A 13,710-nucleotide genomic window follows, 5' to 3' on the forward strand; every position below is an offset into this window, starting at 1 on the left:
AGCACGATCACCGCGGCCTACGACTCGTCTGGGCCTCACCAGCACTGCCCGGCGCGGTCCACGACCTCACCGCCCCGCGCGTGCACGGCCTGATCGACGCGCTCACCGCCCACGGCGTGACAGTGCTGGCCGAGCCACCCCCGAACCTCGATCCCGGTCCGACTGAGGTCAGATCCTGGCCGCCCTGGACAGGCCCGTGAAGCCGGCCCTACCGTCGGCTGAGCACCTCTCGGTGGAACCGCTCCACGAGCGCCCGCGCCTCGTCCGCCCGCCCGGCCGGCACGACGAGGTCGGCCATCTGCTCGCGAATCCAGTAGGCCCACGGCGGCCGCGCCAACCGGGTGGCGGTGAACACGATCCGCATCGGCGCCGTGCCCAACAGCTCCACGCCGGTCAGCGCCCCGGCGGGCGCAAACGCCGCATACGTGCCCGGGCGCCGCAGCACCCCGAGCCGCCCGACCAGCACCTCTCCCGCGCGGGCGCGCCGCGCCGCCGGCCCGCCGGCGCCGAGCCACAGCACCAGCCACGTGGCGGCGCCGACGAGCACCAGGAGGCCCGTGAAGCCGACCGCGAACAGCGTGGACACCTCGGTCACTAGCGCGACCACGACGGCCACGCCGCCGGCGACACCGAGCGCGACGAAGGTGGGCCGGTTGAGCCGCTGCTGGCGGGCGCGCTCGGCCGCGACGGCGGACGCCCACTGCGCCTCGTCGTAGCTCCACCTGGCCCAGCCGCGGCCGGCCTCCAGCTCGGCCAGCTCCTCGACGTACCGCTGCGGCCCCATCACCCGCAGCACCACGAACGCCCCCATCCCCCAGACGACGAGCATGGCCGCCGCGACGGGCAGCAGGCTGGCGGCCGGTCCCGCCCCGGTGAGCAGCCAGAAGACCGCGGCGACCACCGGCGCGACCGCGTAGATCAGGAGCAGCTGCACCCGTACGTGCTCAACCGCGAGGAGTCTCTTCACGGCCGCCGAGAATAAGCATGTTCACACGCGCCCCGCCGCCTCGGACGACAACTCGACACTAATACGGATACGCTGCCGATCGGCAGGTCCAACCGGTCCGTCGACCTGGATGTAGCAGTCGACCAAGATCCGATGCCCCGACCGGGAGCCTCTCTGTGCTGTCGTACCCAGCCACGATCCCGCTGTCCAGCCGCACCATCAACGACCTCGCAGGCCGCATCCGCCAGCACCGCAACCAGCATCGATCTCGATGGCGGCGCCTCGACCCGGGCCGCGATCACTATGCGGTCACGTTCACCGCCCGTCAGCGCGGTTGGGCCACCGGCTGGACCGTGCGGCAGGCAGAATGTGGTCATGGTGGTGCTCGTCGACGACGACGTCGCGATCGCCTACGGGCAGATGTACGTCGACAGCCGGGCCGCGGCGGACCGGGACGGCGATCCCTGGCCGTTCGTGGGGCAGCGCAACGGGCTGTGCGGCGCGGCCGAGCCGGGCTATCTGTTCCTGAGGACCGCGACGCACACGGGGCGCGTGCCGCTCACCGTCGAACGTCATGACGAGGATCCACCGCTCGCCGCGTTCTGGGAGGACGTCGTGGAGGTGTCGTTCCGGCCCGCCACCGCCGAGACGTGGTTGCTGCAGTGGGACAGCTCGCGAAGCTGGCGGCTGGACCTCGAGCAGCGCGACTACCGGGTCCGCTACTACGCATACGGCTGGGACTTCGCCGAGGGCGACGACGACGAGGACTCCGAGGAGCAGTACCTGCTGCAGTTCTGGCCGGCGCCGCCCGCCGAGGACCGGCTGGTCCGGCAGGAGAGCCGCGGGGGCGAGCACCTCGCCGCCCGCTACTAGGCCCGGACCGGTCCTGCTCCTCCTCGAGCGGGAGCGAACAGGACCGGACGGTCGGATGGGCCGGGGTCAGGGGGAGCAGGCGGACTCGACGCGGCGGACGGCGTCGGCGTAGTCGGGGACGGTGGACATCGCCGCGGCCAGGCGCAGGTAGGGCAGGGCCTCGCGGGGCTTGTTCTGCCGCTCCAGGGTGCGGCCCAGCAGGTGGTGGGCGTAGTGGTCGGTCGGGTCGCGGTCGACCAGGGCGCGCAGGTGCGTCTCGGCGCGGTGCAGCTGGGCCGAGGCGAAGTAGGCGCGGGCCAGCCACAGCCGGACCTCGGCGTTGCCCGGCTCCTGGTCCAGGACGGTGGTGAGGATCTTCGCGGCTTCGATCGGGTCGCCGGCGTCGAAGTAGAGGACTCCCCTGCGGTACTCGGTCATGACGTCGTCCATGGCAGGGATCAACTGCGCGAGGGCCCGGCGCATTCCTCAGTGGGTCTTCAGCCACCCGATCAGGTCGTCGAGGACGCGGTCCTGCTCGGGCTCGTTGAAGACCTCGTGGTGCAGGTCGTCGTAGATGTGCAGGGTGAGGTCCCGGGAGCCGGCCCGGTCCGCGATGAGGCGGCTGCCGGCCGGGTCGACGAGCTTGTCCGAGGCGCCGTGCAGAACCAGGGTCGGCAGGGTGAGCGACGGCAGGCGGCGCTGGAACACGGCCATCTGGGTGAGCATGGCGCCGCCGATGCCCGCGGGGACCTTGCCGTGGTAGACGAGCGGGTCGGCGTCGTAGGCGGCCACGACCGCCGGGTCCTTCGAGATGTACGCGGAGTTCAGTGCCTGGACGGGGGTCGCCGGCGCGATCCGGCCGAGGACCTTCGCGACGGCGATCGCCGGCTTGCCGATCCCGGAGCCGGGGACGACGGGCGTGCCGGACAGGGCGAGCGCGCGCAGCGACGCCTGGTGGTCCAGGGCGTAGGCGAGCGCGATCATGGCGCCCATGCTGTGCCCGATGAGGAACGGCGCCTGGCCGGGGTGACGGGCGGCGACCTCGCCGAAGAGCAGGTGCAGGTCGGCGGTGTACTCGTCGATGCTGCGCAGGTACATCCGCTTCCCGCCGGAGCGGCCGTGGCCGCGGTGGTCTGGCGCGTAGACGGCCAGGCCGAGCTCGCCGAGGCGGGCCACGACGTGGTCATACCGCCGGGCGTGCTCCCCCATGCCGTGGGAGAGCACGACGACCCCCTCGACGTTCGATGGCGTCCAGGCGTCGTAGACGATGCGGACCCCGCCGCCTCCGGTGAGGCTGTGCTCCTCGCGCTGCATTGCTGCATCGTCCGCCGGGCAAAGCCCTGAAGCAAGGGCGAACGCAACCCGCGAGTAACAAAGTCCCTGCGCCGCCCGCAAGAAACGGCGCAGGGACGATCAGGCGGCGGCGCGCTCGGCGGCGCTGCGCTCCACGCAGAACTCGTTGCCCTCTGGGTCGGCCAGGGTGACCCAGCCGGTGCCGTCGTCCTTGCGGAAGTCGGCGACCAGCGTGGCGCCCAGGCCGAGGATGCGCTGGACCTCCTCGTCCCTGGAGGCGTCGGTGGGCTGCAGGTCGAGGTGGATGCGGTTCTTGCCGGTCTTGCCCTCCGGCACCTGGATGAACAGCATCCCCGTCGAGCCGTCCGGGGCGTTCAGCGCCGCCTCGGTGTGCTCCGGCAGGTTCGGGTCGTCGGGGTCCTCGCGGAACCCTGTGACGGCGGCCCAGAACAGGGACAGGTCGTAGCACTTGGCGCAGTCGACGGTGATGTGCCTGATTCGTACGGTCATGCACCCACCTCACCAGTTCCGTAAACGGAACGCACCCGTATTTCAGAACCCTCTCGCGAGGCGATGGTACGCCTGGTTCCAGCGCACCTCCTTGGCGAACTGCCGGACCGTCGTGTCCGCGTCGATGACGAGCAGCTCCGTGCCGGTCATGTCCGCCAGGTCCGCCAGCTCCTCGGTGCCGACGGCGAACGACAGCACCGTGTGGTGCGGGCCGCCGGCCGTCAGCCAGGACTCCGCCGACGTCGACAGGTCCGGCCGCGGCTTCCAGACCGCCCGCGCCACGGGCAGCCTGGGCAGCGGCGCGGTCGGCGTGACCACGTCGATCTCGTTGGCGACGAGCCGGAAGCGCTCGCCGAGGTCGGCCAGGCCGAGCACGACGGCGGGGCCGGGCGTGGCGTCGAAGACGAGCCGCACCGGGTCCTCGCGGCCGCCGATGCCGAGCGGGTGGATCTCGCACGACGGCGTGTCGAAGGCGATGCTGGGGCACACCTCGAGCATGTGCGCGCCGAGGATGACCTCGTTGCCGGGCGTGAGGTCGTACGTGTAGTCCTCCATGAACGAGGTGCCGCCACCGGGAGCCATCGCCTTCAGGGTGCGCACGAGGACCGAGGTCTTCCAGTCGCCCTCGCCGCCGAAGCCGTAGCCGTCGGCCATCAGCCGCTGCACCGCGAGGCCCGGCAGCTGGCGCAGCCCGCCGAGGTCCTCGAAGTTGGTGGTGAAGGCCTTGAAGCCGCCGGCGGTGAGGAACGCGCGCAGGCCGAGCTCGATGCGGGCCGCGTAGCGCAGCGACTCGGCCCGGTCCTCCTTCAGGGCGGCGGACACCCGGTAGGTGTCGTGGTACTCCTTGACCAGGTTGTCCACGTCCGCGTCGGATGTCGCGTCCACCGAGGAAACGAGGTCGTTCACGCCGTACGTGTTGACGGAGACCCCGAAGCGCAGCTGCGCCTCGACCTTGTCGCCCTCGGTGACGGCGACGTCGCGCATGTTGTCGCCGAAGCGGGCCAGCTTCAGCGACCGCATCTCCGTGAAGCCGGCGGCCGCGCGGGCCCACGCGCCGATGCGGGCGGTGACCCGCGGGTCGGTGACGTGCCCGGCGACGGTCTTGCGGGCCACGCCGAGCCGGGACTGGATGTAGCCGAACTCGCGGTCGCCGTGAGCGGCCTGGTTCAGGTTCATGAAGTCCATGTCGATCTCGGCCCACGGCAGCGCCACGTTGGCCTGCGTGTGCAGGTGCAGCAGCGGGGTACGCAGCGCGTCGAGCCCGGAGATCCACATCTTGGCCGGCGAGAACGTGTGCATCCACGCGACCACGCCGACGACCGACGAGCCAGCGTTGGCCGCTGCGTTAGCTTCAAGGCAGATCCGCAGGATGTCGCCGGCGCTGGTGAGCACCGGCTTCCACACCACGCGCACCGCGATGTCCGGCGACTCGTCCAGCGTCGCGGCGATCTGCCTCGACTGGGCCGCGACCTGGTCGAGCGTCTCGGGGCCGTAGAGCCCCTGGCTGCCGGTCAGGAACCAGACCTCGTGCGTCATGTTGTGCTCCTCTGCCCGCCCTGCGGCTGGCCGTAGACGTTCTGGTAGCGGTCGTGCAGCGAGGCGACGGCCTGATCCGGCAGCCGCTCGACGGCGCCCAACTGCCGGGCGAAGTGCATGGTCCTGGCGACGTCCTCACACATGACCGCCGCCTTCACGGCGGCCTTCGCGGTGGCGCCGATGGTGAAGGGGCCGTGCTGCAGCATCAGCACCGCCGGTGACGGGTGCCCGGTGAGCGTCTCGACGATGCCGCGGCCGATCGCGTCGGAGCCGATCAGCGCGAACGGCCCGACCGGGATGTCGCCGCCGAACTCGTCGGCCATCGCGGTGATCGAGCACGGGATCGGCTCGCCGCGGGCGGCCCACGCCGTCGCGTACGGGCTGTGCGTGTGCACGACCCCGCCGACGTGCGGCATGTGCCGGTACACGTACGCGTGCGCCGCGGTGTCCGACGACGGGGCGCGGTCCCCCTCGACGAGCTTGCCGTCGAGGTCGCAGACCACCATGGCCTCGGGGGTCAGGTCGTCGTAGGAGACCCCCGACGGCTTGATCACCAGCAGGTCCGAGCCCGGGACGCGGGCGGACACGTTGCCCGACGTCCAGGTGACCAGGCCCCAGCGGATCAGCTCGGCGTGCAGGTCGCAGACTTCCCGCCGGAGCTTCGAGATCACTGGGCCACCTCCTCGCGCAGCGCGCGGAGGCGGTGCAGGACCTCGTTGCCGCCGGGGCGGCCGAAGTAGTCATGCAGCTGCCGGTATTCGGCGTAGAGTCGGTCGTAGACGTCGGCGGCGGCGTCGTCGGGCGTGTAGACGGCCCGCTTCACCTTGCCCATCGCCGCCGCGGCGGCCCGCACGTCCGGGTATTCGCCGGCGGCGACCGCGGCGTGGATCGCCGAGCCCAGCGCCGGCCCCTGCTCGGAGTCGATGACGCTGATCGGGCGGCGCAGCACGTCGCTGTAGAGCTGCATGAGGAACGTGTTCTTGAGCAGCCCGCCGGCGGCGATGAACTCGGTCACCGGCACGCCGGCGGTCTCGAGGGTCTCGACGATGGTGCGGGTGCCGTAGGCGGTCGCCTCGATCAGCGCCCGGTAGACGTCCTCGGGGCGGGTGGCGAGGGTCTGCCCGACGATGACGCCCGACAGGTGGTGGTCGACGAGCACGGAGCGGTTGCCGTTGTGCCAGTCCAGCGCGACCAGGCCGTGCTGTCCGGGGCGCTGCGCGGCGGCCGCGGCCGTGAGCTGGTCGTGGTCCGCGGACGCGAACCCGGCGAACCAGCCGAAGATGTCGCCGACGCCGGACTGTCCGGCCTCGTAGCCGTACAGGCCGGGGATGATGCCGTCGGCGACGACCCCGCACATGCCGGGCACGTCGGCCAGGGTCGCGCCGCTCATCACGTGGCACGTGGAGGTGCCCATGATGGCGACGAGCTGCCCGGCGTCGACGGCCTGCGCGGCCGGGGCGGTCACGTGCGCGTCGACGTTGCCGACGGCAACTGCGATCCCCTCCGGCAGCCCGGTCCATGCGGCGGCCTCGGCCGTCAGCCGGCCGGCGAGCCCGCCGAGCGGCGACAGCGGCCCGTCGGTCTTGTCGAGGAACGCGCCGAAGCCGGTGTGCAGCGCCTCGAAGTAGTCCCGGGGCGGGTAGCCGCCGTCCTGGTGGGCGCCCTTGTAGCCGGCGGTGCACGCGTTGCGGGTCTCGACCCCGGCCAGCTGCCACACGATCCAGTCGGCGGCCTCGATGAAGCGCTCGGCCCGGGCGAAGACGTCGGGGTCCTCCTCCAGGACCTGCAGCGCCTTCGCCAGCTGCCATTCGGAGGAGAGCTTCCCGCCGTACCGCGGCAGCCACGCCTCGCCACGCGATGCGGCGAGCGCGTTGATCTGGTCGGCCTGCCGCTGTGCGGCGTGGTGCTTCCACAGCTTCGGGTAGGCGTGCGGCCGGTCCGGCAGGACGTCGCTCAGCGGCGTGCCGTCGGCGAGCACCGGCAGGAACGTGCACGCCGTGAAGTCGGTCGCGATGCCGACCACCTGCGTGGCGTCGATCCCGGTGAGCGCGGCCGGGACGGCGTGCCGCAGCACGTCGACCCAGTCGGACGGCATCTGCAGCGCCCAGTGCGGGGGCAGCGCCTCGCCGGTCGCCGGGAGGGTCCGCTCGACCGCGCCGTGCCGGTACTCGTGGACGGCGGTGCCCACCTCCGCCCCGTCGGCCACGCGGACCACGACGGCGCGGCCGGACAGGGTCCCGAAGTCGACCCCGACTACATATCTCGTCATTGTGATCTCCGCGCCACGGCCCGCTGCAGCACGATGAACGCGAACAGCAGCGCACCGATGACGATCTTGGTCCACCACGAGCTGAGGGTGCCCTCGAACGTGATGATGGTCTGGATGAGGCCGAGCACGAGGACCCCGAGCACGGTGCCGAACAGGAAGCCGGATCCGCCGGTGAGGACGGTCCCGCCGATGACCACGGCCGCGATGGCGTCGAGCTCCATGCCGAGGGCGTGCAGGCCGTAACCGGAGGACGTATAGAAGGTCAGCAGCACGCCGCCGAGGGCGGAGCAGACGCCGCTGATCGTGTAGACGGCGATCTTCGTGCGCCCGACGGGCAGGCCCATGAGGAGCGCCGACTGCTGGTTGCCGCCGATGGCGTAGATGTTGCGGCCGATCCTGGTGTACGCCAGGACGTACGCGCCGACGAGCACCACGACGAGCGAGATGACGACGCTCCACGAGATGTGGAACCCGCCGAAGCGGATCTTGTAGTCGGCCAGCTCGGTCCACAGCGCGTTGTCGATGCGGATCGCCTCGGTGCTGATGACGTAGCACAGGCCGCGGGCCAGGAACATGCCGGCGAGCGTGGCGATGAAGGGCTGGATGTCGAAGAAGTGGATGATGCAGCCCATCGCGAGGCCGATCAGGGCGCCGACGAGCAGCACCACGGGCAGCACCGCGATCGGTGACCAGCCGGCCCGCACCAGCGACGCGAAGATCATCGTGGTGAGCGCGACGACCGCGCCGACCGACAGGTCGATGCCGCCGGTCAGGATCACGAACGTCATGCCGACGCCGACGACGAGCAGGAAGCCGTTGTCGATGAAGACGTTCAGGACGATCTGGGTGTCGTCGAAGCCGGTGTACCGCACGACGCCCGCGCCGTACATGAGACACAGCAGCGCCAACGTGGCCAGGACCGGGATGTGCCGCTGCTGCGGCCTGCGGATGACCCGCTTCTGCAACGACTCGAACGTCGTCATGCCGCCGCCTCCGCTGCGCTCCGGCGCCGGCTGGCACCCTGCAATGCCGATTCGCGGCCCGAGCCGCTTCGCTGGCCGCTCATGCCGTGACCTCCACCTTCTGCGGCGCCTTCGGGGCGGGCGCGGACGGCCGGCGGCGCTGGAACTTCTCGCGGAACTTCGGCGCCTGGGCGAGGCACAGGACGACCACGACGACCGCCTTGAACAGCAGCGTCACCTCGGGCGGGATGCCGACGGTGTAGATCGTGATGTCGAGGGTCTTGATGATGACCGCGCCGAGGATGGTGCCGGCGATCGAGAACCGGCCGCCGGACAGCGAGGTGCCGCCGATGACCACGGCGAGGATCGCGTCGAGCTCGATGAGCAGGCCGGCGTTGTTGCCGTCGGCGCTGGACACGTTGGAGCTGATCATCAGCCCGGCGACGCCGGCGCAGAGCCCGGCGAACACGTAGACGATGAGGATCAGCCAGCGCGACTTGATGCCGGCCAGCCGGGACGCCTCGGCGTTGCCGCCGACGGACTCCAGCAGCAGCCCGAGCGCCGAGCGGCGCACGATCAGGCCGGCGATGACCGCGACGCCGACGGCGATGATGACGCTGAGCGGTAGGCCCAGCCAGTAGCCCGCGCCGATCATCTTGTACGGGCCGCTGTTGATCGTGATGATCTGCCCGTCGGTGATGAGCTGGGCGAGGCCGCGGCCGGCGACCATGAGGATCAGCGTGGCGATGATCGGCTGGATGCCGACCGTGGCGACGAGGAACCCGTTCCAGACGCCGAGCACCAGCGACAGCACCAGCGCGAGCCCGACGGCGGCCAGGACACCGCCGACGCTGTTCTGGTCGTCCAGCTCGCTGATGCGCAGGCAGGCGAGCGCGCCGGCGATCGCGACGACGGCGCCGACCGACAGGTCGATGCCGCCCGTGGCGATGACCAGCGTCATGCCCAGCGCCACGAGCCCCAGCGGCGCGCTGGCCCGCAGGATGTCGATGATGCTGCCGTACAGGTGACCGTCGCGGAGCTCGATCTTGAAGAACCCGCCGGAGAAGAACACGTTCGTGACGAGCAGCAGCACGAGGATCGCCGCCGGCCAGAACAGCCTGTGCTTGGTGATCGCCGCCATCAGGTGCCGCTCGCAATCGTCTCGGTGAGGCGGTCGAGGTCGACCGCGTCGGTGTTCTCCAGCTGGGTGACCAGCCTCCGGTCGCGCAGGACGCCGATGCGGTGGCTGAGGCGCAGCACCTCCTCCAACTCGGCGGAGATGAACAGCACGGCCATGCCTCCGTCGGAGAGCTCGACGACCAGCCGCTGGATCTCGGTCTTGGCGCCGATGTCGATGCCGCGGGTCGGCTCGTCGAGGATCAGCAGCCGCGGCTCGGTGATGAGCCACCGCGCCAGGAGGACCTTCTGCTGGTTGCCGCCGCTGAGGTTGCGGACCGGCAGCTCGGGGTCCTTCGGGTTGATGTTCAGCGCGTCGATGTACTTCTGGACCAGTTCGTCCTGCCGCCGGCGGGGCAGCGGGCGGGTCCAGCCGCGGGCCGCCTGCAGGGCGAGGATGATGTTCTCGCGGACCGACAGCTCCTCGACCAGGCCTTCGGTCTTGCGGTTCTCGGAGCAGTACGCGATGTCGTGGTCCATGGCGGTGCGCGGGCCGTGCAGGTTGACCGGCTTGCCGTCGATCTCGAGGCGGCCGCTGTCGGCCTTGTCGGCGCCGAAGAACAGCCGGGCGAGCTCGGTGCGGCCGGAGCCCAGCAGCCCGGCGAGGCCGACGACCTCGCCCTTGTGGATGGTGAGACTGAACGGCTCGACGGCGCCGGACCGGCCGAGCTCGTGCGCCCGGGCGACGGCCTCGACGCCCGAGAACGAGCGCTTGCCGGCGTCCTCGAGCCGCTCCAGCAGCGCCAGCTCCTTGCCGATCATGAGGCTGACGAGCTGGACCTGGCTGATGTCGGCGACGAGGTGCTCGCCGACCAGCCGGCCGTTGCGCAGGATCGTCATCCGGTCGCAGATCTCGTAGATCTGGTCGAGGAAGTGCGACACGAACACGATCGCGATGCCCTGCGCCTTGAGCTGCCGCATGATGCGGAACAGCTGAGCGACCTCGCCGGCGTCGAGGCTGGAGGTCGGCTCGTCGAGGACGAGTACCTTCGCGTCGACGTCGATGGCGCGGGCGATCGCGACCAGTTGCTGCACGGCGAGGGAGTAGGTCGACAGCTGTGCGGTGACGTCGAGGTCGAGCTCCATGCGCTGGAGCAGCTCGGTCGCGCGGCGCCGCATGACGCCCCACTGGATCCGGCCGAACTTCGTCGGCTCGCGCCCGATGAAGATGTTCTCCGCGACCGAGAGGTTCGCGCAGAGGTTGACCTCTTGGTACACGGTGCTGATGCCGGCCTCGGTGGCCTGGTGCGGGCCGGCGAACCGGACCGGGCGGCCCTCGAGGGTGATCTCACCCTCGTCGATGTCGTAGACGCCGGTCAGCACCTTGATGAGCGTCGACTTCCCGGCGCCGTTCTCACCCATGAGGGCGTGGATCTCCCCTTGGTACAGGCGGAAATCCACACCCTCGAGGGCCTTGACGCCGGGGAACTGCTTGCTGATGCCGCTCATGCTCAGCATTGCGGTCCCCATGGTTGCGCCTCTCAGTACTTGCGGTTCGGCAGCGCGGCCTTCGCCTGCTCCGGGGTGAACGTGGTCTCCTCGGTCAGCACCCGCTGCGGGATGGTCTCACCGGCGACGACCTTCTTGGCCAGGTCCATGAGCTGGGGGCCGAGCAGCGGCGAGCACTCCACGATGTAGTTGATCTTGCCCTCGGACAGGGCCGTCATGCCGTCCTTGACCGCGTCGACGGTGATGATCTTGATGTCGACACCGGGCTTCTTGCCAGCCGCGACGATCGCCTCGATGGCTCCCAGGCCCATGTCGTCGTTGTGCGCGTACAGCACGTCGATCTTCGGGTTGGCCTTCAGGAAGGCCTCCATGACCTCCTTGCCCTTGGCGCGGGTGAAGTCACCGGTCTGCGAGGCGATGACCTTGAACTTCGGGTCGGCCTTGATGACGTCGGCGAAGCCGGACTTGCGGTCGTTGGCCGGCGCGGAGCCGGTCGTGCCCTGCAGCTCGACGATGTTCACCGTGTCGGTCTTGCCCTGGTACTCCTTGACCAGCCACTCGCCGGCCTTCTTGCCCTCCAGGACGAAGTCGGAGCCGATGAACGTCTTGTAGAGCGAGGTGTCCTTCGAGTCGACCGCGCGGTCGGTCAGGATCACCGGGATCTTGGCGTCCTTGGCCTCCTTGAGCACGGTGTCCCAGCCCGACTCGACGACCGGCGAGAAGGCGATGATGTCCACCTTCTGCGCGATGTAGCTGCGGATCGCCTTGATCTGGTTCTCCTGCTTCTGCTGCGCGTCGGAGAACTTCAGGTCGATACCGGCGGCGGTGGCGGCCTCCTGGATCGACTTGGTGTTCGCCGTCCGCCAGCCGGACTCGGCACCGACCTGGGCGAAGCCCATCGTGATCTTGCCGTCGTCCTTCTTCGTGCCGCTGCCGGCGTCGCCTTCCTTCTCGCCGCCGCACGCGCTGAGCGCGCCTACGACCAGCAGACCGCCGAGCACGGCCGCGGACCACTTCTTCAGCACTACGCCTCTCCTCACGGGGTGTCTTGCGCCAGAGCTAGTGAACGTTCACATTCAAGGGCGGGCCGCCCCACCGCCGGGGTGTGTGGCAGTGGGGGTACCTCGCTCCGGCCTGGATTACATTGGCCGTCGCGCTTGTATGTCGAGAGTGTTAGCGTTCTCATCCCCGACGTCAAGTCCGTGACGTCGATTCGTGACCGGAGGTGCTCGTTGGCCCATCCCGCGCGCTCCGGGCGGGACCGCGCAGCCTCCGCTCGCGCCGCCTCCACCGCCCCCGCTTCCACCGAACGTGCTCCCACTCCTACGGAACGTAGCGCTTCCGCCGCTCGCGGCGGTCCAGGTTCGACGGACCGTGACGCACGGGCCGCTTCGCGTGATGTTCCGGCTCGCGGCCAGATGTCCCTGGGCAACCTGACGCAGTCCTCGGACATCGAAGGCCGTGCGCCGGGACAAACCGGACCCATGCCCGCCGGTCGCCCGCCGGGCGGCGATGGGATTTTCACGGCGGTGCCGGTCCGGCGACCCGGGTTCCCCTCCCCCACCGGGCCCGACCGCAGCCGGCGGGGGCCGGTCGCGCACACCGGCGGCGCGGCGCCCGACGCGGTGCCGGCGCCGCCGCCGCGCAAGGTCGGGATGCGCGACGTGGCGCGGCTCGCGGGGGTGTCGCACCAGACCGTGTCGCGGGTGCTCAACGACCTGCCGAACGTCAGCGACGGCACCCGCAGCCGGGTCCTGGACGCCGTGCGCATCCTCAACTACCGGCGCAACCTCGCGGCGCGGACGCTCGTGACGAGCAGGTCGCGCACGATCGGGCTGATCGGCTTCGAGACCACCCTCGCCGGGCCCGCGTCGATGATCTACGGGATCGAGAAGGCCGCCCGGGAGGCCGGCTACTACGTCAGCATCGCCACCGTCCGGTCGCTGGACCGGCACGCCGTCCTCGACGCCGTCGAGCAGCTGTGCGCCCAGGCGGTCGAGGGGATCATCGCGATCGCCCCGAAGAACTCCGTCGCCGACGCCCTCGCGCAGGCGCCGCCGGGCACGCCGGCCGTCGGGGTGGGCGGCGCCGACGACGGCGCCGTGCCGATGCTGCGGGTCGACAACGTCCGCGGCGCGTGCCTGGCGACCCGGCACCTGCTCGATCTGGGCCACCGCACCGTCCACCACGTCCCGGGCCCCGCCGACTGGCCGGAGGGCCGGGACCGGATCGACGGCTGGCGGCAGACGCTGCACGCCGCCGGGGCGCCCGTGCCGCCGGTCGCGGCCGGCGACTGGTCGGCCCGGTCCGGCTACCTGCGCGGGCAGCTGCTCGCCGCCGACCCCGCCGTCACCGCCGTCTTCTGCGGCAACGACCACATCGCCCTGGGCGTGCTGCGCGCGTTTCACGAGGCGGGCCGCACGGTCCCCGACGACGTGAGCATCGTGGGCTTCGACGACATGCCCGAGTCGGGCTATTTCCTGCCCCCGCTCACCACCGTCCACCAGGACTTCGCCGAGCTCGGGCGGCGCAGCGTCGACCTGCTCGTCGCGCGCCTCGACGGCACGGCACTGCCCACGACCCCCGTGCACCTGACCCCGTCGCTGGTCGTCCGCGCCAGCGCCGCCCGCACCGCCGGCGCCTAGGAACCCCGCGTGCCGCCACCCGCGCCACCCGCGCCGCCCGCGCCGCCCGCGCCGCCCGCGCCGCCCGCGCCG

At 71.0% G+C, this 13,710-nt stretch carries 13 protein-coding genes and 2 pseudogenes; 4 read left to right on the top strand and 11 right to left on the bottom strand.

Features of this window, described 5'->3' with window-relative positions:
• Positions 1-20 precede the first annotated feature (20 nt).
• A pseudogene (locus tag ACQEVZ_RS51385) lies at positions 21-134 on the top strand (IS5/IS1182 family transposase); the annotation flags it as partial.
• 74 nt (positions 135-208) lie between these two features.
• Here ACQEVZ_RS51385 and ACQEVZ_RS51390 read toward each other — a convergent pair.
• On the bottom strand, positions 209-967 hold the full coding sequence (locus ACQEVZ_RS51390; RefSeq protein WP_433382739.1) for a hypothetical protein: 759 nt from the start codon (positions 965-967) through the stop codon (positions 209-211).
• A 155-nt stretch (positions 968-1,122) separates the two neighbouring features.
• Between ACQEVZ_RS51390 and ACQEVZ_RS51395 the strand changes: the two are divergent.
• Both ACQEVZ_RS51395 and ACQEVZ_RS51400 read left to right on the top strand, forming a co-directional pair.
• Positions 1,123-1,239, top strand: a pseudogene (locus ACQEVZ_RS51395) (IS5/IS1182 family transposase); the annotation flags it as partial.
• 82 nt (positions 1,240-1,321) lie between these two features.
• Positions 1,322-1,819 (top strand): hypothetical protein, encoded by a 498-nt coding sequence (locus ACQEVZ_RS51400; RefSeq protein ID WP_433386240.1) that lies wholly within the window; start codon positions 1,322-1,324, stop codon positions 1,817-1,819.
• Positions 1,820-1,885: 66 nt separating this feature from the next.
• Here ACQEVZ_RS51400 and ACQEVZ_RS51405 read toward each other — a convergent pair whose 3' ends face one another.
• From ACQEVZ_RS51405 to ACQEVZ_RS51450, 10 genes are all read right to left on the bottom strand, one after another.
• The gene (locus tag ACQEVZ_RS51405; protein ID WP_360573341.1) at positions 1,886-2,248 is read right to left on the bottom strand and encodes a tetratricopeptide repeat protein; all 363 of its coding nucleotides are present in this window, start codon (positions 2,246-2,248) and stop codon (positions 1,886-1,888) included.
• A gap of 36 nt (positions 2,249-2,284) precedes the next feature.
• Entirely contained in the window at positions 2,285-3,112 is an 828-nt protein-coding gene (locus tag ACQEVZ_RS51410; RefSeq protein WP_354903242.1) for an alpha/beta hydrolase, read from the bottom strand.
• A gap of 99 nt (positions 3,113-3,211) precedes the next feature.
• Positions 3,212-3,601, bottom strand: coding sequence for a VOC family protein (locus ACQEVZ_RS51415; RefSeq protein WP_360573337.1), 390 nt, complete (start codon positions 3,599-3,601; stop codon positions 3,212-3,214).
• Positions 3,602-3,643: 42 nt separating this feature from the next.
• Complete coding sequence (gene araA / locus ACQEVZ_RS51420; protein ID WP_433382744.1) at positions 3,644-5,137, bottom strand: L-arabinose isomerase; 1,494 nt, start codon at positions 5,135-5,137, stop codon at positions 3,644-3,646.
• Entirely contained in the window at positions 5,134-5,808 is a 675-nt protein-coding gene (locus tag ACQEVZ_RS51425) for an L-ribulose-5-phosphate 4-epimerase (RefSeq protein WP_344498953.1), read from the bottom strand. Before ACQEVZ_RS51425 ends, araA begins: the two co-directional genes overlap by 4 nt.
• Positions 5,805-7,406 carry a ribulokinase gene (locus ACQEVZ_RS51430; RefSeq protein WP_433382748.1) on the bottom strand — a complete coding sequence of 534 codons (1,602 nt, stop codon included), beginning with the start codon at positions 7,404-7,406 and terminating at the stop codon, positions 5,805-5,807. Before ACQEVZ_RS51430 ends, ACQEVZ_RS51425 begins: the two co-directional genes overlap by 4 nt.
• Complete coding sequence (gene yjfF, locus ACQEVZ_RS51435) at positions 7,403-8,389, bottom strand: galactofuranose ABC transporter, permease protein YjfF (RefSeq protein ID WP_344498949.1); 987 nt, start codon at positions 8,387-8,389, stop codon at positions 7,403-7,405. Before yjfF ends, ACQEVZ_RS51430 begins: the two co-directional genes overlap by 4 nt.
• Before the next feature lie 79 nt (positions 8,390-8,468).
• A complete protein-coding gene (locus ACQEVZ_RS51440; protein WP_354903239.1) occupies positions 8,469-9,509 on the bottom strand; it encodes an ABC transporter permease in 1,041 nt (346 codons plus the stop codon).
• Positions 9,509-11,002 carry a sugar ABC transporter ATP-binding protein gene (locus ACQEVZ_RS51445; protein WP_433386142.1) on the bottom strand — a complete coding sequence of 498 codons (1,494 nt, stop codon included), beginning with the start codon at positions 11,000-11,002 and terminating at the stop codon, positions 9,509-9,511. The genes ACQEVZ_RS51440 and ACQEVZ_RS51445 overlap by 1 nt, the downstream gene beginning before the upstream one ends.
• Positions 11,003-11,025: 23 nt before the next feature.
• Complete coding sequence (locus ACQEVZ_RS51450) at positions 11,026-12,018, bottom strand: ABC transporter substrate-binding protein (RefSeq protein WP_433382753.1); 993 nt, start codon at positions 12,016-12,018, stop codon at positions 11,026-11,028.
• Positions 12,019-12,522: 504 nt separating this feature from the next.
• On the opposite strand from ACQEVZ_RS51450, the gene ACQEVZ_RS51455 reads away from it, so the two are divergent.
• Positions 12,523-13,638 carry a LacI family DNA-binding transcriptional regulator gene (locus ACQEVZ_RS51455; protein ID WP_433382756.1) on the top strand — a complete coding sequence of 372 codons (1,116 nt, stop codon included), beginning with the start codon at positions 12,523-12,525 and terminating at the stop codon, positions 13,636-13,638.
• Positions 13,639-13,710: the final 72 nt, after the last annotated feature.

Source organism: Dactylosporangium sp. CA-152071 (genome assembly GCF_050936335.1).
Taxonomy (GTDB): domain Bacteria; phylum Actinomycetota; class Actinomycetes; order Mycobacteriales; family Micromonosporaceae; genus Dactylosporangium; species Dactylosporangium maewongense.

Coding starts and splice junctions, on each gene's coding strand:
- araA (WP_433382744.1), bottom strand. CDS start 5,137: ATGACGCACGAGGTCTGGTTCCTGACCGGCAGCCAGGGGCTCTACGGC.
- ACQEVZ_RS51415 (WP_360573337.1), bottom strand. CDS start 3,601: ATGACCGTACGAATCAGGCACATCACCGTCGACTGCGCCAAGTGCTAC.
- ACQEVZ_RS51400 (WP_433386240.1), top strand. CDS start 1,322: ATGGTGGTGCTCGTCGACGACGACGTCGCGATCGCCTACGGGCAGATG.
- ACQEVZ_RS51410 (WP_354903242.1), bottom strand. CDS start 3,112: ATGCAGCGCGAGGAGCACAGCCTCACCGGAGGCGGCGGGGTCCGCATC.
- yjfF (WP_344498949.1), bottom strand. CDS start 8,389: ATGACGACGTTCGAGTCGTTGCAGAAGCGGGTCATCCGCAGGCCGCAG.
- ACQEVZ_RS51405 (WP_360573341.1), bottom strand. CDS start 2,248: ATGGACGACGTCATGACCGAGTACCGCAGGGGAGTCCTCTACTTCGAC.
- ACQEVZ_RS51430 (WP_433382748.1), bottom strand. CDS start 7,406: ATGACGAGATATGTAGTCGGGGTCGACTTCGGGACCCTGTCCGGCCGC.
- ACQEVZ_RS51440 (WP_354903239.1), bottom strand. CDS start 9,509: ATGGCGGCGATCACCAAGCACAGGCTGTTCTGGCCGGCGGCGATCCTC.
- ACQEVZ_RS51445 (WP_433386142.1), bottom strand. CDS start 11,002: ATGCTGAGCATGAGCGGCATCAGCAAGCAGTTCCCCGGCGTCAAGGCC.